We start from the raw sequence: 22,744 nt of genomic DNA, 5'->3' as shown, positions 1-22,744 counted from the left end.
CTCATTGCGGGGACACCGGGGTGCCGCCCCGCCGCGCACCTCGGCGCGCGGCGCCGAGGTCGAGCAGTTCGTGCTGCAGTCGTTGGAGTTCGGGCGCGGGTTCGACGCCGAGCTCGGTGTCGAGGACCTGCCACAGCCTGCGGTAGCTCTGCAGCGCCTCCGCGCGCCGGCCGCACTTGTGCAGCGCTTTGATGAGTTGCGCGTGCAGGCTTTCGTTCAACGGGTTCTGCGCGACGAGCATGCGCAGTTGCGGGACGAGCTCCTGGTGCCTGCCGAGCCGCTGCCCGGCCTCGATGTGCAATTCGGTCGCGGAGAACCGCAACTCGTCGAGGTAGGTGATCGCGGCATCCAGCACGGCGCCGGTCATCATTCCGGCCAGCATTGGACCGCGCCAGAGCCGGAACGCCTGCTCGACGAATTCCAATGCCCGGTCCGGACGAGCGTCCTCGAGCGCTTTCCTGGCCTGCTGCACGTGCAGTTCGAACCGGTTGAGATCGATCGCGTCCGGGGCGGCTTGGATGGTGTATCCGCACGGCCTGGTGATGAGCAGGTTCGAATCGATCCCCATGCTCGTGAACATCTTGCGCGCGTGGTAGACGTAGGTCTGCAACGTGGTCAGCGCGCTTCGCGGGACCTTTTCCCCCCAGATCTCGGCTATCAGCGTGCCGGTGCTGACCGTCTCGCCGTTGTGCGCCAGCAGCACCCCGAGCAACTGGCTTATCTTGGATCGGGTCAGCAGGTAGGAACGCCCGTCATCAGCCACCATCTCGAATCGTCCGAGCAGGTTGAACTCCATTTTTCCCCCAGCGGTCGTGCTCCCCCGGTGCTGTGCGCGTCGGATTCCCGCATTGTCGGGAGTTTCGGCGCGGTGAGAGGCAGGGCTGCTCGTGGCTCCCTGCCGTCGATTCGGGTCTAACGGTTACCGTGGACGTCGTGCATGATGAAGTGGTCCGTCGAGGTTAGTACCCCAGGTATCGACTTAACGGAGAGTATCCGGACATGAAGATCGCCTGCCACCAAAGTGACTGTGATTAACATCACGGCACAATGTGGTCGTTTTGCTGTGTCCGGGTGACGTTGGTTCGGTAACTGCGGCGATTCGCTCCTCCTTCGGGTAGTGGAAATTGTTCGAACGGTTAGTGCCGGGTATGCGGTGATGTCGTGAAACTGGTCATGTGGGTTGAAATCGGTTGTCGGCGCATCCGCCGGCGGTCGTGACTCGATAGTGCATCCGGAAGGAATATTCATGTCCGACATTTCCGTTTCCGTCGTCATCGCTTTCCACAGCGGATACGGGCACACGGCCAGGATGGCCGAGGCGGTCCGGGACGGTGCCGCCTCCGTGCCAGGGGTCGGTGTCGAGCTGCTGCCGCTGGACGCGCTGAGCGAGCAGGACTGGGCTCGGCTGGACGGCGCGGACGCCATCGTGTTCGGCTCACCGACCTACATGGGTTCGGCGAGTCCCGCGTTCCACGCCTTCGCCCACGACAGCAGCGGCCGTTGGTACGGGCAGGCGTGGAAGGACAAGGTCGCCGCCGGATTCACCGTGTCCAGCGGGATGAGCGGGGACAAGCTGCACACCCTGCACTACTTCACGGTCCTCGCGGCGCAGCACGGCATGCACTGGGTGAACCTGGACCTGCTGCCCGGTTCGGACGACAGCGACCTGAACCGGCTCGGCGGCTGGCTCGGTGCGATGGGCCGGTGCCCTGCGAACGACGGCCCGGAGCTGATGAACAAGGCCGACCTGCTGACCGGGGCGCACTTGGGCCAGCGCGTCGCCGAGCACACCCTGTTGCTCAAGCGCGCCGAACAGGCGGCGTGACGCCTCGGGACGCGGAATCCGGTTGCGGCGTCCGTTCGGAACGGCCTGCGGGCGGGGCGCGCAGCGGTACCTCGGCGGGTACCTCGCGGCGACCCTGTCCGGGTGTGCCGGCACTTTTCCGAGCGGCTCCGGGATGAGGGAAGATGCCGGCCTCGCGAGGAAGTGGCTGAGGGCCTGCCGGCGATGAGCTGGTCGCTGCTCGGCGGCTCCGGTCGCTGACGAGGCACTGAACAAGAGCCGTCCGCGAGGACTCCTGGGCGGCGTCGTGCGGCGGGCCCTCGCCGGGATCACCGGTGACGGCCCGCCGCACGTGCGTCAGCCCGCAGCCGGCCGCCAGCGCAGCACGCCGCGCCCGGCAGGGCCGCCGGCGTCGGCGGCCGAACCGGACAACACCAGCAGTTCCCCCGCGAACGACAGCTCCCGCACCTGGGTGCTGCCGATCAGGTAGCGGTGCGAGCTGACTTCGATCCGATGGTGCACCTGGAGCCCTGCCAGCCGCCACGTGCCCGCGTAGCCCATGAAGCGGGTGCGCGGATCACCCTGCGCGGCAACGGGTTCAGCGGTGGACATCATGCTCACCGAGACGTGCCGGTCCGCGCCGTAGATCAGTAATCCCCGCGGTTCCGGGCCGAGCGGCCCGTCGACCGGCGCGCCGTCGGAACCCACGACGTGGAACGACTCCAGGGACCACGTGCCGATCAGGTCGCGTGGGTCGATGGCGGCCACGGTCAGATCCCCAGCAGCCGATAGGAGTACGCGGTCGCGGCGGCCTCGGTCCGCAATCCCTGGTGGCTCGCCACCGAGTTCACGTCCCGCCAGAACCGCTGCACCGGGTGGGCGGTGGACTGTCCGGACGTGCCGCACCGCTGGAACAGCCCGTCCACCACGCGGACCAGGTCCGCGGTCGCCACCGCGCAGTCCCGCCAGCTGCGCATCGTCTGCAACTCGGTGATCTCCGGCCCGAGGTCCGCGGTCGAAGCGGCGCGCTCCAGCAGCAGTTCGGCCGCGTCCGTGCGGGCCGTGCACTCGGCCAGCTCCACGTCGTAGCCGACGCGGTGGAACGACGGCATTCCCGGCAGCGGTACCACCGGATTCTCGGCCGCTGCCCGGATCTTCGGCGTGACGTGCTGGAGCCACGCCGCCAGCGCGCCCTGGGCAGCGCCCAGCACCGGTGTCGCGAACATCATCGTCGTCGCCTGCATCGGTATCCGGTGGCACGGCGCGTTCGAATCCGCTCGCCCGGCGAACAGATCCGCTCTGGTGACGGTGCGGGCCGCGGGGATCAGCGCTTCCGCGACGACGACGGTGTGGCTGCCGGTCGCGGCCATCCCGACGTTGTGCCAGGTGTCCTCGATCCGCAGTGCGGCGCGCGGTACCGCGAACACCCGGGGGTGCTCGCCGCCGTCCTCGTCGACCAGCGCCGCCAGCAAAGCCCAGTCCGCGTAGTCGATCGCGCTGATGAACGGCCACCGTCCGGACAACCGGTAGCCGCCGGCCACCGGCTCGGCGCGGCCGCCCGGAGTGAGCGCGGCGACCAGGAACGCGTCCGGGCCGTCCGCCCAGAGTTCGTGCCTGCCCGCGGCCGGGAGGTGCGCGGCCATCCGGCCGACGTGCGAGGTCAGCGACGCGCACCAGGCGGTGGCGGTGCAGCCCGAGCCGACGGCTGCGACCGCCCGGTTCAGCTCCAGGAACGTTCCCTCATCGCCGCCGCAGGACGCCGGGACGAAGTGCCGGGCGAAACCGGCTGCGACCAGCCCGCGCACGACCTCGGGATCCAGCCGCCGATCCCGCTCGGCACGCGGCGCGGCCGCCGCGGCAGCCGCACCGACCTGCTGTGCGGCGGTGATGAAGGCGGTGCGCGTGTGCTCCATCCGGTTTCGCTCCCCACTCGTCGAAACAGCCGCCCGGCCGGGCGGGCCGGGCGGCCACGATCGCCGCACCGGTTCGAAGTTCGCTCGACCGTCGCTGGAACGGCTCCGCCGCGAGCGGAGTTCGAGCGAGCCTCGAACCGGCGAGCCGACGCTCGACACGTCCCAGCGGCGCCTGCCGCACCGGGCCGCAGCGCCCGTTCCCACATCGGAGAGGAGCCCTCCGGATGAGCCACGCAGAGTTCCGGCGGATGCCGGGCGGTGTCCGGTGAGACGGGTCGCGATCACCGGCATCGGCATCCGCGCTCCCGGCGGAACGGGAGTGACTAAGTTCTGGGAACTGCTGACCGCGGGCCGGACCGCGACCCGGCGGATCAGCCTGTTCGACCCGGCGCCCTTCCGGTCTCAAGTGGCGGCCGAAACCGGGTTCGACCCGGTGGCGGAAGGACTGTCGCCGCGTGAGGTGCGCCGGATGGACCGGGCCACGCAGCTGGCGGTGGTGTGCGCGCGGGAAGCCGCGGCCGACGGCGGTTTCGTGCCGGGCGACGTCGATCCCGGCCGCGTCGGGGTGTCGGTGGGCAGCGCGGTCGCTGCGGCGACCAGCCTGGAGCAGGAGTACCTGGTGCTCTCCGACAGCGGGCGGAACTGGCTGGTCGATCCGATGAGCGTGAGCCCGCACATGTTCGACTACCTGGTACCGAGCGTGCTGCCGGCCGAGGTGGCGTGGACCGTCGCAGCGGAGGGACCGGTGACCATGCTGTCCAACGGCTGCACCTCCGGTATCGACGCCGTCGGTCACGGCGCCCGTGTGATCCGCGAGGGCGACGCCGACGTGGTGCTCGCCGGAGCGGCCGACGCTCCGATCACCCCGATCGTCGTCGCCTGCTTCGACGCGATCAAGGCGACCACCCCGCGCAACGACGAACCGGAAGGCGCCTCCCGGCCCTTCGACGGCTCCCGCAACGGGTTCGTGCTCGCCGAAGGCGCGGCCATGTTCGTGCTGGAGGACTTCGACCACGCCGAGCGCCGCGGTGCCCACGTCTACGCCGAGATCTCCGGTTATGCCGCGCGGTGCAACGCATTCCACATGACCGGGCTCAAGAGCGACGGGCGGGAGATGGCGGAGGCGATCCGGGTCGCGATGGACGAGGCCCGCATCGCTCCGGAGGACATCGGCTACGTGAACGCGCACGGTTCCGGCACGAAGCAGAACGACCGGCACGAAACCGCCGCCTACAAGCGCAGCCTCGGGGAGCACGCGCGGAAGGTGCCGATCAGTTCCATCAAGTCGATGGTCGGCCACTCGCTCGGCGCCATCGGCTCCATCGAGATCGCGGCGTGCGCGCTGGCGATCGAGCGCGACATCATCCCGCCGACGGCGAACCTGTACGACCCGGATCCGGACTGCGACCTCGACTACGTTCCGCTGCTGCCCAGGGAAGTGCGGCTGCGCGAGGTGCTGACCGTGGGCAGCGGGTTCGGCGGGTTCCAGAGCGCGATGTTGCTGCGCAGGCCGGGGGCCGCGAGGTGAACGGGGTGTACGTCACCGGCATCGGCCTGCTCGCGCCGAACGGGATCGGGTTGGAAGAGCATTGGCGCGCGACGTTGAACGGGCGGACCGGGATCGGCGAGCTCACCAGGTTCGACACGTCCGGTTACCCGATACGGCTGGCGGGGCAGATCGACGAGTTCGATCCGGCCGAACACCTGCCGGGGCGACTGCTGCCGCAGACCGACGTCTCCACCCGCTACGCGCTGGTCGCCGCGGACTGGGCGTTGGGCGGCGCCGAGCTGGCACGGGACGACTACGCCGACTACGAGATGGGCGTGATCACCGCCAACGCGGCGGGCGGCTTCGAGTTCACCCACCGGGAGTTCAAGAAGCTGTGGTCGGACGGTCCTGCCGCGGTGAGCGTCTACGAGTCGTTCGCCTGGTTCTACGCGGTGAACACCGGCCAGATCTCGATCCGGCACGGAATGCGCGGTCCGGGCAGCGCGGTGGTCGCCGAACAGGCCGGTGGCCTCGACGCGATCGGGCACGCGCGGCGCGCGGTCCTGCGCGGCACGCCACTGGTGCTCACCGGCGGGGTCGATTCGGCGTTCGATCCGTGGGGCTGGGCTTCCCAGATCGCGGGCGGGCGGCTGTCGCCCTCGACATCCCCGGAGCACGCCTACGCGCCGTTCAGCGCTACGGCGAACGGTTGTGTGCCGGGAGAGGGCGGGGCGGTGCTCGTCTTCGAATCCGCCGAGACCGCGCTGCGGCGCGGCGCGCCGCGGATCTACGGCGAGATCGCCGGGCACGGGTGCACCTTCGACCCGCCGCCCGGAGTGCCGCGCCCGCCAGGGTTGCGGCGGGCAGCGGAGCTGGCGCTCGCGGATGCCGGCGTGGAACCCGAGCAGGTCGACGTCGTATTCGCCGACGCGGCCGGGACACCGGAGCTGGACCGCGCGGAGGCCGCCGCCATCGCCGAACTGTTCGGACCGTTCGAAGTTCCGGTGACCGCGCCGAAGGCGTTGATCGGACGGCTGTACTCCGGTGCGGGCCCGGTCGACGTGGCCACCGCCTTGATGTCCATCGCGGAAGGCGTGGTGCCGCCGACCGCGACCGCCGTGCAGCCGCCCGCCGACTACGCCATCGACCTGGTCCGCGGCGAACCGAGGCACGGGCCGATCCGGACCGCCCTCGTGCTCGCCAGGGGCAAGTGGGGTTTCAACGCCGCCGTCGTGGTGCGCGCGGCACCCGGCCGACCGTCCGACCTACCGAGGAGCTGATCATGCGGATGACCATCGACGACCTGCGCCGAGTGCTGGCCGAGTGCGCGGGCGAGAACGACGGGGAACTCTCCGGCGACATGCGGGGCCGGGGCTTCGACGAGCTCGGGTACGACTCGTTGGCCCTGATGGAGACCGCGGCGCGCATCGCCGCCGAGTACGGGGTGCGGCTCAGCGACGACGACGTCGCGGGACTGCGAACTCCCGACGACCTGCTGGACGCGGTCAACCGCGCACCCGCGTCGAGCTGACCGAGGACGCGCGGATGTCCGACGAACTCAAGGACGTGCTAGCCCGCTATGCCAGCGGTGTCGCGATCCTCACCACGCGCGACGAGACCGGGCAGCCCCACGGGATGACGGTGAGCTCGTTCTGCCCGGTCTCGCTGGAACCGCCGCTGGTGCTGGTGTGCGTGGCGAAATCCGCGAAGTCCTTCCCGGTGTTCTCCCGCACCCGCGACTTCGCGGTGAGCGTGTTGCGCGACCAGCACGTCGAGGTGGCGCGGAGGTTCGCCACCAGCGGGGCGCGGAAGTTCGCCGCGGGCGGCTTCGTGCGCTCCGAACACGGGGGAGTGGTGCTCGACGGTGCACTGGCGGCGGTCGAATGCCGGTTGGAGCGCAGCCACGACGCGGGGGACCACCTGATCCTCGTCGGAGCCGTGGTCGGTCACGAACTCCTGCACGACGGTGTGCCGGTCGTCTACTACGACCGTGGTTTCTCCGCGCTGCGCACGATATGACCCGCCCGAATCCTGGACTTGGAGGTGACGGCACGTTGTCCGGCCCACCCGTTTCCGACGAGGAGCTGTCCGCGCACCTGGCGGAGGCCGACGTCCCCGCGTTGATGATGACGCTCGCGCACCTCACCGGCGATCCGTCCGTGCTGGAGCCCGCGGCGCTCGCGCCGGGCTGGCTGTTCTCCGAACAGGGCGGCCTGTCCGCGGCGCAGCAGGAGGCGGCTCGGGAGGTGGCGTTCGACCAGCTCACCCGGCTGCGGTCGGAGGGCGGCTGGCGTTGGCCCGACCCACCGGATTTCCCGCTGCTGCGGGAGATCGCGGGCTGGGCGCTGGGTGGCGACGTCGACGAACTGCTGCCGCTGCTGGCCGAGGAGATCATCGCGCCGGGCGCCGATCCGCGGTCTCCGGACTGGACCGCGCCGCGGCTCGCACCGGAGCGGGAATTCCACGTCGCCGTGATCGGCGCCGGGTTCAGCGGCCTGCTGGCCGGCTACCGGCTGGCTCAGGCGGACATCCCGTTCGTGATCTACGAGAGCGCGACCGAGCTCGGCGGGACGTGGGCGCACAACACCTACCCGGGCTGCCGCACCGACGTGGCGAGCCACCTCTACAACTATTCGTTCGCGCCCCGCTCGGACTGGCCGGAGCACTTCTGCCGCCGCGAGGTGGTGCAGGACTACCTGCGCGAGTTCGCCGCGAGCACCGGCGTGGCCGGGCGGATCCGGTTCGGCACCGAGGTCACCGAGTTGCGCTGGGACGAAGCCGAACACGAGTGGCGAGTGCAACTGCGCGAAGGCGGAACGGCGCGGCACCACGCGGTGATCAGCGCGGTCGGGCAGCTCAACCGACCCCACGTGCCGGACATTCCTGGGCGGGACGGCTTCGCGGGCACCAGCGTGCACTCCGCCCGCTGGGAACAGGGCATCGACGTCGCCGGCAAGCGGGTCGGCGTGGTCGGTACCGGTGCGAGCGCGTTCCAGATCGTGCCGGAGATCGCGGGCACCGCGGCGGAGGTCGCGGTGTTCCAGCGGCACCCGCCGTGGTTGCGACCGACGCCGAACTACCGCAGCCCGATCCGGGACGGTGCCCGGTGGCTGTTCGAGAACCTGCCGTACTACGCGCGGTGGTACCGGTTCTGGCTGTTCGCCCCAGGGCTGCGGGGAATCCTGGAAGGCTGGGTGGTCGACCCGGACCACCCGCCGACCGAACGCGCGGTGTCCGGCCCCAACGAACGGCTGCGCGCCTCCTTGTCGCAGTACTTGCGGGACCAGCTGGCCGGGGAACCGGAACTGCTCGACGCGGTGGTGCCGCGCTACCCGGTCGGAGCGAAGCGGGTGCTGCGCGACGACGGCCGCTGGCTGACCGCGCTGCGGCGGGACGACGTGCGGCTGGTGACCGATCCGGTCGAACGGGTCGAGCCGCGCGGGATCGTCGCGGGCGGGCGCCGGCACGACCTGGATCTGATCGTCTACGCGACGGGGTTCCAGGCATCCGGTTTCCTCGCCCCGATGCGGGTCCTCGGGCGGGGCGGTGCTGAAATGCCCGCCCGCGATGCCCGCGCCTACCTCGGCATCGCGATGCCCGAATTCCCCAACCTGTTCTGCATGTACGGGCCGAACACGAACCTCGTCGGCCAGGGCGGCAGCATCGTGTACTTCTCCGAATGTGCGGCCGCGCACATCATCGACGCCATCCGGTTGCTGCTCACGGATGGGAAGCGGTCGATGCGGGTGCGGCGCGAGGTGCATGATCGGTTCAACGATCGAGTGGATGCGGGAAACCGGGAGCGCGCCTGGGGATTCTCCGCGGTCGGTGGCTGGTACAACGAGAACGGCCGGTCCGCGACGAATTGGCCGTTCTCCGCGCTCGAATACTGGCGGCTCACCCGCCGGGCCGATCCGAGCGATTACGAATTCCTGTGAAGCACCGGAGGAGAGGTGTCATGCGAGAAGTCGCCCGAACACTGCCGGAACGTTCGCGGGCGGTCGCGGAACTGGTCGCCGAACGTGCCGCGGGGATGGAGATCGCCTGCGGGATCGACGCGGATGTGATCACGGGGATGGCCGAGGCCGGCTTCATGCGGCATTGCGTTCCGACCGAGTTCGGCGGCCGTGGCGGCGGGTTCGGCGAACTGCTCGACGCGGTCGCGCTGATCGGCGCGGAGTGCGCCGCCTCGGCCTGGTGCGCTTCGCTGTTCGCCGCCACGACGCGGTTCCTCGAACCCTTCCCCCAGGAGGTGCGGCACGAGGTGTGGGCGACGGGCCCCGACGCCGTGGTGGTGGCTTCCACCATCCCGTGCGGGAAGGCCGCCGCGGACGGGGACGGAGTGCGGGTCTCCGGGCGGTGGCCGTACCTCAGCGCCGTCGAGTTCGCGGACTGGGCGGTGCTGTGCGCCGCGCTGGAGGGCCCGGGCGGTGAACCGGAGCTGAAGCTGGTGGCGGTCCCGGCCGCGCACCTCTGGGTCGAGCGGACCTGGCAGAGCGCCGGGATGTGCGCCACCGGCAGCCACACGGCGGTGCTGGCGGACGTGGCGGTTCCCGCGTCGCGGATGCGCGACCTCGCCGAGCTGTTCAGCGGCCCGGTGCCGCTGGGCGCGGTGAACGGGTTGACGTTCGTCGCGCCCGCCCTCGGAGCCGCGCGCGGGGCGCTGCGCGCACTCACCGGACGGCACTCGGGCCGCGGCGCTGCCGGATCGCAGACGGGTCGCGATGCCGCGCTCGCCCGCTCGGCCGCCGAGATCGACTCCGTCGAGCTGTTGTTGCGGCGTGCCGCAGCGGTCGCCGACACCGGCTCGCTCACCGCGGCCGAGGTCGCGCGCAATTCCCGGGACAGCGCGTTCGCGATCGAAGTGCTGACGGGCGCGGTGAATCGGATGTTCCTGGCGGCGGGCACCGGCGGCCAGCTCGCCGGCGCTCCGTTGCAGCGCCTCTGGCGCGACGTCAACTCGGTGGCCACGCACCGGGCGCTTCAGTTCGAACCGGCGGCGCAGAACTACGTGCGTTCGCTGGCACGTGACCGAGCGGATCTGGATTCCGCAGGAACGAGGGAGTGAGATGAACGTTTCCGCACCGTCGCCGCACCGCATCATGCGGGTGGGCATGGGTTTCCAGGAGTCGAGAACTCTGCTGGCCGCCGTCGAGCTCGGGGTCTTCACCGAGCTCGCGCGCGGACCGGCCGACGGCGAGGAGTTGCGGACGCGGTTGGGCGTCGACCAGCGGGGCGCGCGGGACTTCTTCGACGCGCTCGTCGCGATGGGGTTCCTGGAACGTTCGGACGGCCGCTACCGCAACGCGCCGGATGCGGACGCTTACCTGGACCGGGCCAAACCCGCGTACCGGGAGATGGGCGGCCTGCTGGAGATGGCGAACTCCAGGTTGTACGGCATCTGGGGTGGTCTCGCGGAGGCGCTGCGCACCGGTCGCGCGCAGGACGAGTCGAAGACCGAGCAGCCCGGCGCGGACACCTTCGGGGCGTTGTACGCGGACCCGGAACGCCTCGCGCAGTTCCTGGCGTCGATGACCGGCGTCAGCCACGCCGCGAACCGCCAGCTCGCCGCTCGCTTCGACTGGAGCGGCTATCGCACGGTGGCAGACCTGGGCACGGCGCAGGGCGACATGGCGGTGCAGATCCTGCTGGCGAACCCGCACCTGGACGGGATCGGTTTCGACCTGCCCGCGGTGCGGCCGGTGTTCGACGACTACGTGGCGGAGGCCGGTCTCTCCGAACGGCTGAGATTCGTCGGCGGTGACTTCTTCCAGGACGAATTCCCGTCCGCGGACGTGATCACGATGGGGCACGTGCTGCACAATTGGGACCTCGCGGGGAAGCGATTGCTGCTGGAGAAGTCCTGGCGCGCGCTCCGGCCCGGTGGTGCGGTGATCCTGTACGATTCGATGATCGACGACGGCCGGTCGGAGAACGTGTTCGCGTTGATGATGAGCCTGAACATGATGGCGGTAACCGATGGGGGATTCGGGTACACCACGGCGGAATGCCAGGAATGGCTGCGTGCGGCCGGTTTCAGTCGATCTTGGTCGCAGCACCTGATCGGGCCGGATTCGATCGTCGTCGGGATCAAGGAATGACGGCCACCGCACGGGCTTCCAATGATCCGAAAGGCGAGGAGAATCGATGAGTTCATCTGATCAGGTGACTGACACCGTCGCGTCCGCGAACCGGCGGCTGGTCCTCGAATACATCCGCATCTTCTACAACGAGAAGGACTTCGACCGCGCTCGGCCGATGCTGACCGAGGACTTCGCGAACCACCACACCGGTGTCGGCACGGGCCGGGAACGCACGATCGAGACCTTCCGCGAACAGGTCGGCGTTCCGCTGCCGGACTTCACGCTGACCGTGCTGCGTTCGATCGCCGAAGGCGACTTCGTGTGGACCTGCGGCGTCGTGCGGGCGTTCCCGGACACCCCGAGCGCGCTGGTGGTGGACATCTGGCGGGTCGAGAACGGCCGGCTCGCCGAGCACTGGGACGTGGCGCAGGGCCTGCCCTCCGACGGCACCGCCGCCGAGCTGATCGCGGAGGTGTCGTGAGCGCCACCATGTGGATGGTGACCCAGCGGTCCCTCGGCGGTCCGGAGGTGCTGGAGGTCGTGCGCGGCGACCGGCCGCACCCCGTGGTCAACGAGGTGGTGGTGCGGGTGCGGGCGGCCGGGGTGAACCCGGTCGACGCGCTCCTGCGTTCGGGTTTCCTGCGCTGGCTGGGCGAACCGCCGTTCACGCTCGGCTGGGACGTGTCCGGCGAGGTCGTGCAAGTGGCGCCCGGGGTGACCAGGTTCTCGGTGGGCGACGAGGTGTTCGGGATGCCGTGCATCCCGCACCCGGCCAACGGCTACGCGGAGTTCGTCTCGGTGCCCTCCCGGCACCTCGCCCGCAAACCCGCCGGACTCGACCACGTGCGGGCGGCTGCGCTGCCGCTCGCGGGCCTGACGGCCTGGCAGGCGCTGGTGGACACCGCCGGGGTCGGTGCGGGGGACCGGGTGCTGGTGCACGGAGGCGGTGGCGGGGTGGGCCATGTGGCCGTCCAGCTCGCGAAATCCCGCGGGGCCGAGGTGGTCACGACCGCGAGCCTCGGCAAGCACGAGTTCGTCCGCGGAATCGGTGCCGACGAGGTGATCGACTACCGGGCCGTGGACTTCGGTTCGGTGGTGGCGCCGGTGGACGTCGTGCTCGACACCGTCGGCGGTGCCACCGCGCTGCGCTCGCTCGACGTCCTCCGCCCCGGCGGCCTGCTGATCACACTCGTCGGGATGGGGGACGAGCGGTTGTTCGCGCGTGCCGCGGAGTTGGGACTGCGCTGCTCCGTGCTCACCGCGGAACCCGACCACGCCGGCCTCGCCGCGCTGGCGGACGAGGTCGACGCCGGCCGGTTGCGAGTGCACGTGGCGGAGACGGTGCCGCTGCACGATGTCGCACGGGCGCACGGGCTGATCGACGCCGGTTCCGGCGCGGGCAAGATCGTGCTGGTGATGGACTGAGCGCTTCGGCGTCTCGAGCATGCGCGAGCCGTCCGGTTCCCGGACCGCGCGTGGAGTGCTGGACCGCTCCCGCGCGCGGACCGGGAACCGCAGCAGCGGAGCTGACGAGCTCGTGCAGAATGATCTTCGACCGGGTGTCCTGCCAGCGGCGGAGCCGTCGAGCAGCTCGGGCGACCCGCGCACCGGCAGGTCCGCCGCGGGTTCCTCGGGAACGACGTCGGTTTCGCTGTGGGCGTGCGAGGTTCACCGGCACGCCGCGTCGAGGAAACCGCCAGATCGCCCGTTTCCGAACCTGTCCGGCGGGTCGGTTTCCTGTCAGCGGCGCAGCCGCTGAGCCGACGACCGCCCGAGACACCGGCACCGCAGCGGGTTCTCAACGGCTTCCTCGCGAGGGCAGCGATGTCACGTGCGGCCGGGCCACCCGAGAGATCGATCCCGCAGCGAGGAAGCCGCTGAGGTTCCGCTGCCCGACTACTACGCAGAAGCAGCGAGGCAGGCCGTGAGGTTCCGCTGAGCGAGCCATCGCTCTGGCCGCGATGACAGGTTCCTAGGTCGCCACGGCGGTGGGGATCGGGACTCCGGAGGCGCGGGCGAGAGCGGCGGCTTCTCCGCGGGTGCTGACGCCGAGCTTGCGGAAGATCTTCGCGACGTGGAACTTCACGGTGTGCTCGCTGACGTGCAGCTGTTCGGCGATCGCACGGTTGCGCCTGCCCAGCGCGAGCTGCCGCAGCACTTCGAGTTCGCGCGGTTTGAGCTCGCCCAGCGCGTCGTTGCGCGGGGCGTCCGGGGCGGCGAGAGGCAGCCGGGTCGTGACGATCGTGCCCCACTGGGGCACCGAATCCACGTGCAGCGTCCCGTGCAGCGCGGCCACGCGATCGGTCAGCCGGTGCACGGCGAGGGTCTCCGCGGCCAGCGTGCCGGGGCCGTCGTCCCGGATGCTGGTGCGCAGCTCGGTGTCGTCCACCTCCCAGCTGACTCGGATCCGTCCCACATCGCCCTGCTCCAGCATGGTGAGCACGGTGCCGCGCGCGGTGGTGCGAGCTGCGCGCGCGATCTCCGGCGGCAGCAGCCGATCACCGCGTTCCGGCGGCCGGAACTCCAGCGCGATGTTGCCGTACCGGGACAGCAGTCCCAGCATCTCGGTCATCCGGTCGAACGCCTCCGCGGTGGACTCCTCCGGAGGAGCCTGCTCGTCGGCGTTGTTCGCGCGCAGCTCCACCAGCGCGGACACGGCGATGTCCGTCGCGGAGCGTCGGGCACCGGCATCGTCGAGGGTGCGGGAGCGCAGCGCGCCGAGCACGGTCGTGAGCGTGGCGGCGTGCGCCTCGGTGAGGTTCGTGAGCACACGGGCGCGCTCGCTGTTGGCGAGCCACGGTCCGGTGACGTCCACCGGTACGGCCGCGGGCAGCAGTTCGATGATCCGCGCGGTGGCCAGGTCCCACAGCCGCTGGACGAGCTCGCGCACCGCCGCATCGGGTCGGCCGCCAGTGGTGAGCACGGTCAGCAGCGCCCCCGCCGAACCTTCGGGTGCGGAGGCGACCGCGAGAACGGGGCGCTCCTCGCCGGCGACCACTGCGGTGCCGCACCACGGCCGCGCCACGTCCACCCGGGTCGCCAGTGCGGCGAGTTCCGCGCTGGTCGCCGCCTCCGCGAGCTCCCGGTCCCCGCAGTTCCAGGTGGCGGATTTCGGGCAGTCACCGGTGAGCATGATCAGCGCCTGGTGCTCGACGAGCTCGGCTATCCCGTGCGACAGCGTCGGCAGGATCTCCTCGAGTGGTGCACCGGCCAAGCTCTTGGCGAGTTCCAGCGCGTGCAGCACCCGCCCCCAGTCCTCGTGTGCCATGTCTCCGAGTTTATGGAATCGGAGCGGACTGCCGAGTCCCCGTTCGGGTAGCGTTCGCTACTTCAACGGGTAGTGCTGAACGACGCCTTCTGTCCAAGTGGACGACTGCACGACTGCGGGTGCCTGCCCACATCAAGAACAACCGTGGCTCCAGTCGGACGCGCGTGGGCGGACCGCGTCGTGCGCGAGGAGCGTGGTGCGCACACTGCCCATCCCGATCAGCGCGTTCGTGCGGACGACCGGGAAGAGATCCGCGAACACGCCGACGACCAGCGGGTCGATGCCTGGGATGGACATCGTGGTGGTGTTGAGCAGCGCGAACCCGTGTCCCCGGAGGTCGGCCGGGTGCGCCGAGTAGCCGGCTCGCGAACACGGCGCGGAACCACGCGACGGCGAGCGCCCGGACGCGAGCGGCCTTCGTCGTGAATCCGCCGGCCACGACTTCCCGTGCGTGCGAGGCCGGTCCCGGCAGCCTCCTGACCGAGCACTCGCATGCTGGCGCAGCGGGGCACTGACTCGGCCGGGACCAGCGACCCGCGCGCAGCTCGCGCACCCGCTCGGCGATCGCCGCCGCACGGCTGGGCGCGATCCGCACTATGCGCGGCTCAATGAAGACGGGATTCCGTGTCCGGCTGAGGTGGATGCGGAACGCAATGCGCATCGTGGTCGGCGGTGGTGGACGTTGCGGACGGCGGCGTGCATCTTGTCCGATCCCCGCGATACGGGCTGGGAGGTGTGGAACAGGCATGGCACCGATCACGAGATCCCAAGCCGCCTCGACGCCCGAACCCTGCGGGGGAGCGGACGATCTCGACGAGGGCGAGTCATCCAGCGTGGTCACGGAGGAGGGCTGCGTCGCGGTGCAATCGGTCCGGGCTGTGCGTAAGACCGGCGACGATGCGGTCCGGGCGGATGCGTTGTCGGGGCTGGTGCGTTGTGGTGTGTGCGGGCGGCGGATGGACTCGCATTGGATCAACCACCGGCCTGGTTTCCGGGACCGGCATGGACACACCAGCACCCGGCAGCGAGCAGCGGACCAGCCGAAGAGCCTTTTACGTCCGGAAGACCGCTTGTCGGACTGGTTGACCGCTCAACTCGGCAACGAGTCGAGCTCAGTGGGGGCGGCCCGTCTGCGTGAAGCAGGTCAGACGATCACGTGCAGCGCCGAAACCTGAGAGCTGTCCCAGACACCGACGACGCACCTCAACAGCAAATTACCCCATGAACCACACAGGTTCATGGGGTAATGACGTGTCCGAGGGGCAAGTTGCGCACTAACCACACGGCTCCCGCTGCCGGAGAATGACTGATCCGACGTGGGGTTAGGTGTCCTACCGGTCTCTGGGAACCCAGGTGGGATGAAAGGGCGGGACATGTGCTCTTGTGTCATGATCTGCCCAAATATGAGCTTGGGAGCGAGCTGGGACAGGTGTCATCAGGTTTCCCGGCCTGTCCCAAACGACCCGTGGCGCATCCAAATCGGGCTCTACTGTTCGCGCGTGTCCCAACAGTGCGATCCGTCCTGTTGGTCGCGGCAGTGGAACTCCTTCAAAGTAGGATTGACGCGGCTCCGGCGCCCCCATCTTGTCCTCGGGGCTGGATCGCGCGCTCACCACGCGATCTGAGATTGCTTGGGCATCGCGCAGCGGTATGGACGGGCACTGATCGCTCACTACCGCAGCGCGCTTCAAAACCTAACCGGATTGAACGAACTGTCCCGCGTCGCCGGAGGTGTGAAAGGCCAGCAGGATGCGCATCGTACACCGGCTGCGAAGGTCTGAAGGGGGTCGCTATCGACCCGGTGCAGCGGTGTACTGCTGTTGCTGATCGTCACGCCTTCCCTCGGTACACGAGGTTAGAAGGGAGGCTGTTCTTCCGTCTGCACCGTGTCGGGCAGCGCATCGCTTGGCTCCTCGGCTGCCTCTTGGCCTGTTTTCGGTTCGGCATCCGGAGCATGCTCCTTGAGCATGATGAACTTGGGAAACTTGCCTGGCTGCTTGTCGTCTTCTCGGGGTACCGAGACCCACTGGTCCGGATACAACTGGTCCAGTGCCTGTTTGACCAGGCCGTTGCCCCAGGCAAAGTTCAATCCGTCACGCTGGGCGTGCGCGGGTGCCTTCTCGGCCAGCATGTAGGCGACACGGCCCCACTTGATGCCACGGGTGGTGTTGATCATCTTGTGGAACTCGGGCTTGTTGTCCCGCAGATGGACGATCGCGATCGCGCTGTCGTCGGCCGCGAGGTCTTCCCCGGTCGCCTCACTTGCGTTGCCCTGGGGGTGGCTGGCGGCGAGGCTGGCAGAGGCGGCCCGTGCTTCGGAACGGCGCTCTTCGATGGCGGTCCGGGCCTTGGCAGCGAAGCTGTCGGGGACCTCGAGTGAGTAGTCGGGGTCGGCCATCTTGTGCGAGTCCTCGAAACTGAGGACCCGCACGGAGATTGGGTAAGGGCGCGCGTGGCGGTCGGTGTTGGGTGCGCTGGACCAGTAGACGCCGTTGCCGACGAGCGGTTCGTTGAGAAGGGTGGCCAGCAGGTCCTCGGAGAAGTGGGCGTTGGCCTTCTTTAGGGAGATAAGGTCGCCCTGGGACAGGAGGTGAAATACGAAGAAATTGTCGCCCTGGCTGAGGAGTTCCTGCGGCAGGCTGCCCGGCTGCTGTGTGATCATAAGGGCGCCGAGATCGTACTTACGACCTTCCTTCACCCAGGAGACAAAGGGGCCGTCATCGTTCTGATTAGAGCCGCCGAGGACGGATTGGGCCTCTTCGATGACGGCGATGGTGGGGATGGACTTCGGGTCGGCCTCGGTGAACTGGGTCTGGTTGTGCTCGAAGATGTCACCGAGGATCACACCGGCGAGCTGGAGCCCCTGGGAACCGCGCATTTGGGAGATGTCGACGACACACAACTTGCCCTGAGACAGGCAGTCCTTCAGGGCGCTCAAAAGTTGGCTGTCAGGGTCATGCAGTGCGTTGACAACGCGGGTCATGTTGCCGATCGCTGCGTTGGTCTCGGCCTCTTGGCCGGAGTCGAGGTTCAGGATCTCGCGGACCTGGTCTCGATCCGCACCGTACTTCTCGCGGTGGATCAGGTCGACGAGGCGGTTCCACTTGGGGCCTTCGAGAGACTTGAGCTTGACGACGTTTTGCTGGTCCTGCTTCTCCGGCGGCAGTGCGATACCCAGCACGCGAGAAGCCTGCAGTTCTTTGATATTTAGTTTGACGCCGTTGACGACGAAGGATTGGTAGAAGTCGCTGGGACCCTTGCGGTTGGTAAAGACCACAAGCTTGTCGCGCAGGTGCGGTACGTCGCACAGGGCGGGGCGGCCCTTGAAGTCGGGCCAGAAGTACTCGCCGTCCGGATCAAAAATGACCGTGCCGACGGGAGCTTCGCCAGAGCGGCGCGGGACGGTGGGCTGTTCTTCGTACAGGGCGGAGAAGAGCAGCTTGACCAGGTTCGACTTGCCAAAGCCAGCGCGGGCGAAGACGAAGCTGCGACGGGCTACGAGCTTGTCGATCTGGAAGGTCGGCATGATCGCGGGGTGCTGGACCTGCATCCAAGAGGTGTCGCCTACGCGTTCGTCGTTGCCGGCGTAGACGAATTCACCGAAGGCGAGGAAGCCGATGGGGACCGCGCCGTCGTCGGTGTCTTTGGCGTTGACGACCTCGGCGAGTAGGTCGTCACCTAGGAGCGCGACCTGGGCGCCTACATGCGGGAGACGCCGGTGGCTGGGGACGAAGATGTGCTTGTCGCCCTCCATGCGCAGAACACCGAGGATGCGGATGTCGACCTTGTACTTCAGGTAGCGCTCGCGTAGCTCGTCAGGGATAGGTCGCTGGTCACGTACCGCGCGGGTTGCGTAGTCCTCGCCAATTGGGGACACCAGGCGCCCCTGGGAGGAAATGGTGGTGATTCGCCCGAGGATGGCCTCACGTTCGTGTTCAAGCTGGACGAGGACGAACTGGCCGTGCATGGCCATGGTCTGGAAGTCGTCGTGGTGCGGCAGCACGAGGTCGGCGTGGAATTCCATGCCGCTTTCAGAAAAGCCGCGGAAGGTGCCGATGACTTTGTCTCGCTCGAACAGGCTCATGACGGTTCTTGCTCCACAGGATGCGGGGCGGACAGAAAAAGGGCGTTACTCGTAGCGGCGGGCGGCTACATCGGAGGCGAGCCGCAGGGCGTCGATGACAGGGGCTTTGTCTTCACCGACTTGGTCGCGTACGGCGTCGACGAGCTGGTCTTCGACAATGTCCATGTCCAGGTCGGCGATGCGGGAGAAGCTGTCGGCCTGCTGGATGCAGTTCGGATAGAGCGGGATGGGGAAGCCAGCTACCGCATCTGCCTGCAGGTAGCCGAAGACTGCCTGGGCTTCCCTGTCCTGGCGGGACATCACGTCCACGGTCCAGATGGGGTCACCAGAGTGCGGGCCGAAGCGGACGAAGTACATCGATCCGAAATTGAACTTTGGCTTCTCGCCCGTAGCGTCGTCCTGAATGTCCCGCGTGTACTCGTCCCAGAGGTACACCTCATCCAGCATCTGAGCGGGGACCCTGGCGAAGCAGGCGGAGCCGTTGTCAAACACGCCGGACAGCGAGATTGCCAGTCGGTAGTACTCGAGGACCTGGGTCTTCTTCGCGAGCCCTACCAGCCACACCTTGCACCGGTCGCGGAGCCGGACCCGCTCGATGGCCTCATACATCAGCTCGCCCATCTTTACGAACAGCTCGCCGTGAAAGACCTTGCTGCGCAGCAGGCCGTCGCGAACGATCAGCGTGTCGGTCGCGTAGTCGCGGTGGCAGATCAGATCATAGAGCGTCGCCCACTCGCACAGATCCCGGAAGACCTGCACCCAGCTGGGCGAATTGCCGGACATCATCGGCGACAGATTTTGGAGCCTGTGGACACCCAGGCCGTCCATCATCCTGCCCAGGGCGGTGTACGGACTTCCGTCTTCGTTGAACTGGCGGCGACTCAGGGCGTCAATGTCGGCGATCGGGGAGACCACCTCCATGCAGAGCTCCTTGCCGTTGGAGTCTACGACGCGGACGACCTGGAGGTAGAAGGGATTGAAGGCGACCTTGTTGTTGCCACCGTCAGAGGACATCAGTGCAACCGAGGTCGCTGCCCGCGGTTTGATCACCTTGACCTCGGAGCGGATGGCATGAGCCTGCTCGACCAGCTTGTCCAGCTCAGCGCGACCGGCTTCGACCTGGTCCCCGATCAGCTGCTTGAGCTGCTTGAGCTGGTCCGCGTCGAACATGCCTCTCCCTATGCCACGCTCGTACTGTCACAAACGAGTGGATACTCGTATGGCCACCACAGGATGACACGGGGCCATGACAGCCCATAACACAGCTGTGGGAAGTAGCCGGGTTACATCATCAGCTCATCAGCCAGGCCGTCCGGTCAGCTCCGCGACGAGGTCGATCTCGTCGATGGCGGAGCCGGCCTTACCGAACTGCTCGGCCTGTCTGTTCCGCTTGGTCGGTGTGCCAGCCTGCGTGACCTCTTTGACAGTCCACCCGACCCTCGACTCCTTTACGGAGGCCAGCAGCATCTGCTCCGGATCGGTGCGAGCCGAGGGCAGGGCGCCGAAGCGGATCGCCAGTCGGGCGCCCTGGTGGCAGCAGTCGGCGACAGCGGCCCACACTTCGCTCAGGGCTAATGTGAACGCCTCCTGATTTGGCTGGCGGGCGATCTGCCCATACGTGCCGTAGGGGACCTCCGGTGGCCCGCCGAGGAACCACGAGCGCAGCCACTGGTCGGCCACGTAGGTGCGCATGCCGTAGTACGGGGGCGAGGTGACCACCAGATCAAATTTCTGGCGCAGGTCGCCCAGGGTCTCGACCGAGTCGCCCAGGTAGACCTTCCCGCCGTGGGCAAGCGGTGCCGCGTCCAGTAGGCGCTTGGCCCGCCGCTCGATGACCTCCAGAGCCGGGACGCGTACAGGCTCCATGCCGCGATTCGTCCAAAACTTCACCGCGTAGGCCGGCTTGGAGGCGTAAGTCCGCGGCATCTGGTTCGACAGGTACGACGGGAGGTTTTTGTTGCGCGGCCCGTGCAGAATCCCCAGCATGACCGCCCGAAGCATGGCCGCCGTCGGCGTGGTCATCGCCAGCAGAGCCGCGCGTAACGTCACCAGCTCGCGCAGCGTCTCCCGCTCGAAGCACCACTGCCAGAACTCTCCCTCGGGCACTTCGCTCCGCATACCTCCGTCGAGGATCTGCCGGGCCAGCCGAACCACGGCGCCGGGCGTGACCTGGATCAGCTTGGCCTGAGCGATGGCGGCTGCCACTGGGTTGATGTCGATGCCTACTGACGGCAGCCCAGCCAGACGTGCGGCATACAGCGACGTACCTCGCCCGCAGAACGGGTCCAGCATCCGGCTGGTGTCGGGGCGAGCCGCAAGTTGCTGGAGAGGAAAGTCCAGCGGAAACATCGTGTAGTAAGGGCAGACGGCATTCAGCCGCAGCGCATCTTCAGGCCAACTGGCGGAAGGGGCCGCCGCGGTCACCGTCATGAGTATAATAATACAGGTATAGTTACACCATGTCACGCAGGAGGCTAGACCCCGCAGCACAACGCCGCGGGCAGATTCTGACCTCCCGACTGACGCAGGCACGCCGCGCCTCTGGCCGCTCGGCCGAGGTCATCGCGCGCAGTGCGGGTGTCTCCGTGGAGACCGTGCGGAACATCGAGAAAGGCCGCACCGCAACGCCGGAATTCTTCACCGTTGCCGCTTTGGCTACTGAGCTGGGTCTCTCTCTCGACGAGCTCTATGCGTTCGTCCGCAGTGATCGCTCCGCAGCGCTTGATCGGAGTAGCGCCGACACTGCCCGTTGACCCGCGCGATCTCCCGAAGCGCTCTGTCGTAGCTCCAGAGTCACTTCAGCGTCCCGCTTGGTTACTTGCGGGAAGGGGACGGAGGCCGCCTCGGGCGCGTCATCGTCGCCATGTGCTCGGCTCCGATCACCGACGGCGCAGCGTCTTCATGCACTCGCATGAAGTCTCGGTCTCCATAAACCAAGCGGGCATCCCTCCAGATGTGGCTCCAGGTCGGGACCATACCCACGAGATCATTAACGTGGGTGGCGGACCTGCGAGGCAACCCGATTCGATCAGTCACTCCGCTTGGCGCGGTGGAGAACATCTGCGATGTCGAGCACGCTTACGCGACTGCGCCGAGTCAGTTCTCCGCAGAGTCGTCGCGTGTCTCGGTCGGTTCGTTGCCGACACCGGCTGCAACAGAGTCTGTCTGGATTCTGACCAGGATCGGGGGGCCAACGATCGCTGGCTGCTCTTCGTCGATCTCGTCCACTCTGCTCGCTTTCCATCGGACGCGTTTGGCGTCGGTACCGGTGCCGGTGCGTGTTGCTGAGAAGACCGACGGTCTCGGTTTCTGCGGTCTGTGGGGTGTCCTTCGCCCGTCCCAGTGGTGTCCTGCGAACGGCTCTGGCTTCAAAGCCTGGGACAGCTTCCTCATGTCGCTGAACTGCTGCTTTGAGGTTTGGGATAGCGTGTGCTGCCTGTCCTTGCTGTCCCGTGGATACCGTGAGCGGCTTGTGGCGAGACACCGTTGGCGGGACAGGGACGGTGTCCCGGCCATGTCTCGGGTGCCACGCGGGCGTGATCGCACTGCTCTACGAACAGGCCGTGTGCTGGCAGGCGTCGCAGAGCGTGCGCGTCAGCCGTCCAGTTCCGAGGGGTGGTGTTTCGGCCAGCCGCCGGTGAACAGGGGCGTGCAGGTGGTGCCCGCATGCGGCGGCGGGGGTTGGCCCGCTGGATGACATCGGGGCCAGGTGCCAGCGGGATTCGCGGACGCTGGTCATCCAGGCGTATCGGCAGCACACCGGCTGGTTATGGATGCTCGTCTGCGAGTGCGGCGCGGGCCGATGGCGGGGCCGGTGTTTGCTCGGTTGCAGCAGTGGTAAGCAGAAGACACGGGACGCACGGTGCGCATGGCGCGACTTGCCCGAGGGCTGGCGCTGCGCCGGGCTCTGCCGCCTCTTCGACCGTGGCGGTGTCGAATTCGCGGCGGCACCAGGAACGGATGCGTGTTTCGGAGGTGTCCCGAGTGTCCCGGGCTGCGTGGGTGACGCGTTGGGTTTCGCCGACGTGGCCGGGCTTGTACTGGAACCACTGGATGGTGTCGGGCATGTGGGCGCTCCTCGAAGTGGGGCCGCGGGCGGAGCCGGGATCGGGGGTTTGGCCGGC

At 68.3% G+C, this 22,744-nt stretch carries 21 protein-coding genes; 12 read left to right on the top strand and 9 right to left on the bottom strand.

Going from position 1 to position 22,744, the window contains the following annotated elements; all coding sequences use genetic code 11:
- Position 1: 1 nt before the first annotated feature.
- Positions 2-796, bottom strand: a complete 795-nt coding sequence (locus ABZ805_RS21455; protein WP_358443023.1) for an AfsR/SARP family transcriptional regulator — start codon at positions 794-796, stop codon at positions 2-4.
- Positions 797-1,246: 450 nt separating this feature from the next.
- On the opposite strand from ABZ805_RS21455, the gene ABZ805_RS21450 reads away from it, so the two are divergent.
- Entirely contained in the window at positions 1,247-1,825 is a 579-nt protein-coding gene (locus ABZ805_RS21450) for a flavodoxin family protein (RefSeq protein ID WP_358443020.1), read from the top strand.
- 315 nt (positions 1,826-2,140) lie between these two features.
- Here the strand turns inward: ABZ805_RS21450 and ABZ805_RS21445 are convergent, their stop codons facing one another.
- Both ABZ805_RS21445 and ABZ805_RS21440 read right to left on the bottom strand, forming a co-directional pair.
- Positions 2,141-2,551 (bottom strand): lipocalin-like domain-containing protein, encoded by a 411-nt coding sequence (locus ABZ805_RS21445; RefSeq protein WP_358443017.1) that lies wholly within the window; start codon positions 2,549-2,551, stop codon positions 2,141-2,143.
- A 2-nt stretch (positions 2,552-2,553) separates the two neighbouring features.
- The gene (locus ABZ805_RS21440; protein ID WP_358443015.1) at positions 2,554-3,696 is read right to left on the bottom strand and encodes an acyl-CoA dehydrogenase family protein; all 1,143 of its coding nucleotides are present in this window, start codon (positions 3,694-3,696) and stop codon (positions 2,554-2,556) included.
- Positions 3,697-3,961: 265 nt separating this feature from the next.
- On the opposite strand from ABZ805_RS21440, the gene ABZ805_RS21435 reads away from it, so the two are divergent.
- The 9 genes from ABZ805_RS21435 (at position 3,962) to ABZ805_RS21395 (ending at position 12,693) form a co-directional block, all read left to right on the top strand.
- Complete coding sequence (locus tag ABZ805_RS21435) at positions 3,962-5,224, top strand: beta-ketoacyl-[acyl-carrier-protein] synthase family protein (RefSeq protein WP_358443012.1); 1,263 nt, start codon at positions 3,962-3,964, stop codon at positions 5,222-5,224.
- Positions 5,225-5,229: 5 nt separating this feature from the next.
- Positions 5,230-6,465, top strand: a complete 1,236-nt coding sequence (locus ABZ805_RS21430) for a ketosynthase chain-length factor (RefSeq protein ID WP_358443009.1) — start codon at positions 5,230-5,232, stop codon at positions 6,463-6,465.
- Between the two features lie 2 nt (positions 6,466-6,467).
- The gene (locus ABZ805_RS21425; protein ID WP_358443006.1) at positions 6,468-6,716 is read left to right on the top strand and encodes an acyl carrier protein; all 249 of its coding nucleotides are present in this window, start codon (positions 6,468-6,470) and stop codon (positions 6,714-6,716) included.
- Between the two features lie 14 nt (positions 6,717-6,730).
- Positions 6,731-7,204 (top strand): flavin reductase family protein, encoded by a 474-nt coding sequence (locus tag ABZ805_RS21420; RefSeq protein ID WP_358443003.1) that lies wholly within the window; start codon positions 6,731-6,733, stop codon positions 7,202-7,204.
- 35 nt (positions 7,205-7,239) lie between these two features.
- Complete coding sequence (locus ABZ805_RS21415) at positions 7,240-9,123, top strand: NAD(P)-binding domain-containing protein (RefSeq protein ID WP_358443000.1); 1,884 nt, start codon at positions 7,240-7,242, stop codon at positions 9,121-9,123.
- Positions 9,124-9,143: 20 nt separating this feature from the next.
- The gene (locus ABZ805_RS21410; RefSeq protein ID WP_358442998.1) at positions 9,144-10,253 is read left to right on the top strand and encodes an acyl-CoA dehydrogenase family protein; all 1,110 of its coding nucleotides are present in this window, start codon (positions 9,144-9,146) and stop codon (positions 10,251-10,253) included.
- Between the two features lies 1 nt (position 10,254).
- A complete protein-coding gene (locus ABZ805_RS21405; protein ID WP_358442995.1) occupies positions 10,255-11,286 on the top strand; it encodes a methyltransferase in 1,032 nt (343 codons plus the stop codon).
- A gap of 64 nt (positions 11,287-11,350) precedes the next feature.
- On the top strand, positions 11,351-11,749 hold the full coding sequence (locus ABZ805_RS21400; RefSeq protein ID WP_358442993.1) for a nuclear transport factor 2 family protein: 399 nt from the start codon (positions 11,351-11,353) through the stop codon (positions 11,747-11,749).
- 8 nt (positions 11,750-11,757) lie between these two features.
- Complete coding sequence (locus ABZ805_RS21395; RefSeq protein WP_358443071.1) at positions 11,758-12,693, top strand: NADP-dependent oxidoreductase; 936 nt, start codon at positions 11,758-11,760, stop codon at positions 12,691-12,693.
- A 547-nt stretch (positions 12,694-13,240) separates the two neighbouring features.
- Here ABZ805_RS21395 and ABZ805_RS21390 read toward each other — a convergent pair.
- Positions 13,241-14,536 carry a LuxR C-terminal-related transcriptional regulator gene (locus tag ABZ805_RS21390; protein ID WP_358442989.1) on the bottom strand — a complete coding sequence of 432 codons (1,296 nt, stop codon included), beginning with the start codon at positions 14,534-14,536 and terminating at the stop codon, positions 13,241-13,243.
- Between the two features lie 132 nt (positions 14,537-14,668).
- Positions 14,669-14,833 carry a hypothetical protein gene (locus ABZ805_RS21385; RefSeq protein ID WP_358442987.1) on the bottom strand — a complete coding sequence of 55 codons (165 nt, stop codon included), beginning with the start codon at positions 14,831-14,833 and terminating at the stop codon, positions 14,669-14,671.
- Between the two features lie 449 nt (positions 14,834-15,282).
- On the opposite strand from ABZ805_RS21385, the gene ABZ805_RS21380 reads away from it, so the two are divergent.
- Positions 15,283-15,711, top strand: a complete 429-nt coding sequence (locus ABZ805_RS21380) for a zinc ribbon domain-containing protein (protein ID WP_358442984.1) — start codon at positions 15,283-15,285, stop codon at positions 15,709-15,711.
- A gap of 680 nt (positions 15,712-16,391) precedes the next feature.
- Here the strand turns inward: ABZ805_RS21380 and ABZ805_RS21375 are convergent.
- From ABZ805_RS21375 to ABZ805_RS21365, 3 genes are all read right to left on the bottom strand, one after another.
- A complete protein-coding gene (locus ABZ805_RS21375; protein WP_358442981.1) occupies positions 16,392-18,620 on the bottom strand; it encodes a DUF87 domain-containing protein in 2,229 nt (742 codons plus the stop codon).
- Between the two features lie 45 nt (positions 18,621-18,665).
- On the bottom strand, positions 18,666-19,790 hold the full coding sequence (locus ABZ805_RS21370; protein WP_358442978.1) for a hypothetical protein: 1,125 nt from the start codon (positions 19,788-19,790) through the stop codon (positions 18,666-18,668).
- A 129-nt stretch (positions 19,791-19,919) separates the two neighbouring features.
- Complete coding sequence (locus ABZ805_RS21365) at positions 19,920-21,050, bottom strand: hypothetical protein (protein WP_358442976.1); 1,131 nt, start codon at positions 21,048-21,050, stop codon at positions 19,920-19,922.
- A 29-nt stretch (positions 21,051-21,079) separates the two neighbouring features.
- On the opposite strand from ABZ805_RS21365, the gene ABZ805_RS21360 reads away from it, so the two are divergent.
- Positions 21,080-21,373, top strand: coding sequence for a helix-turn-helix transcriptional regulator (locus tag ABZ805_RS21360; RefSeq protein ID WP_358442974.1), 294 nt, complete (start codon positions 21,080-21,082; stop codon positions 21,371-21,373).
- Between the two features lie 343 nt (positions 21,374-21,716).
- Here the strand turns inward: ABZ805_RS21360 and ABZ805_RS21355 are convergent, their stop codons facing one another.
- Positions 21,717-21,848 (bottom strand): hypothetical protein, encoded by a 132-nt coding sequence (locus tag ABZ805_RS21355; protein ID WP_358442971.1) that lies wholly within the window; start codon positions 21,846-21,848, stop codon positions 21,717-21,719.
- Positions 21,849-22,744 lie beyond the last annotated feature (896 nt).

The sequence above is a fragment of the Saccharopolyspora sp. NPDC047091 genome, from assembly GCF_040643635.1.
Classification (GTDB): domain Bacteria; phylum Actinomycetota; class Actinomycetes; order Mycobacteriales; family Pseudonocardiaceae; genus Saccharopolyspora_C.
Note: the sequence above shows the minus strand (reverse complement) of the source record. Positions and strands in the feature narration are given on the sequence as shown.